The sequence below is a fragment of the Streptomyces alanosinicus genome (genome assembly GCF_014650595.1).
Taxonomy (GTDB): Bacteria; Actinomycetota; Actinomycetes; order Streptomycetales; family Streptomycetaceae; genus Streptomyces; species Streptomyces alanosinicus.
This window is the reverse complement of sequence record NZ_BMVG01000152.1, coordinates 1-911: the sequence shown is the minus strand read 5'-3', so window position 1 is coordinate 911 and position 911 is coordinate 1. Positions and strand designations below refer to the sequence as shown.

General features: G+C 70.0%; 1 protein-coding gene. It reads left to right on the top strand.

The genetic code is table 11. From position 1 onward, the window contains the following. Positions 1-12: 12 nt before the first annotated feature. Positions 13-911 (top strand): IS5 family transposase gene (locus IE277_RS46735; RefSeq protein WP_189960220.1). Its coding sequence is split into 2 segments (ribosomal slippage), with 897 coding nucleotides annotated over them: positions 13-408 and positions 411-911; the frame shifts between segments, so codons are not numbered across the junction. This gene is flagged as partial in the annotation.

Below are 911 nucleotides of genomic sequence, written 5' to 3'. Positions count from 1 at the left end.
GTCCATCTCATGGTGCGGCGACATGAGCTGACGGACGCGCAGTGGCAGAGGATCGAGTCGTTGCTGCCTGCCAACGGCAAGCCCGGCGGGCAGTGGGCCGATCACCGCAATGTGATCAACGGGGTTCTGTTCCGGGCCCGTACGGGGGTGCCCTGGCCGGACCTGCCCGAGCGGTACGGTCCCTGGCAGACCGTTTACGAGCGGCACCGCCGCTGGTCGGCGGACGGCACCTGGCAGCGGATCCTGGCCGAGTTACAGATCGAGGCTGACGCCGCCGATCCCGACGGGGCAGTGGTCAAGGCGGTCGAGGCGGAGAGCGCGCAGCGCAGGCGGGAATGGGCGGTGAACATCGACTCCACCTCCTGCCGGGCACATCAGCACGCGGCCGGGGCCCGTCACCGGCCGCCGCGCGACTTCCCGCAAAAGGGGGCGGTGCGCGTGTGGAAGCGGATGGGCGGGAGGCGTTGGGGCGCTCACGGGGCGGACTGACCAGCAAAATCCATCTGCTGGCCGACGACCGGGCCCGCCCGCTGACCTGGCAGACCTCTCCGGGCCAGCGGGGCGACAGCCCCATGTTTATCCCCGTGCTGGACGGCTTACGGATCCGGCGACGGGGACCGGGCCGGCCCCGCGTCCGTCCAGATCGCGTCCGCGGCGATAAGGCCTACTCCAGCCGCGACAACCGCGCCTATCTGCGACGGCGGGGGATCAAGGCGACCATCGCCCAGCCCGACGACCAACGAGCCAGCCGCAAGCGCAAGGGCCAGGCTGGTGGACGTCCACCAGCCTTCGACAAGGCCCAGTACCGCCGCCGCAGTGCCGTCGAGCGATGCGTCAGCAAGTGGAAGCAGTACCGCGCAGTAGCCAGCAGGTACGACAAGCGCGACTACATCTTCAACGGCACCCTGGCC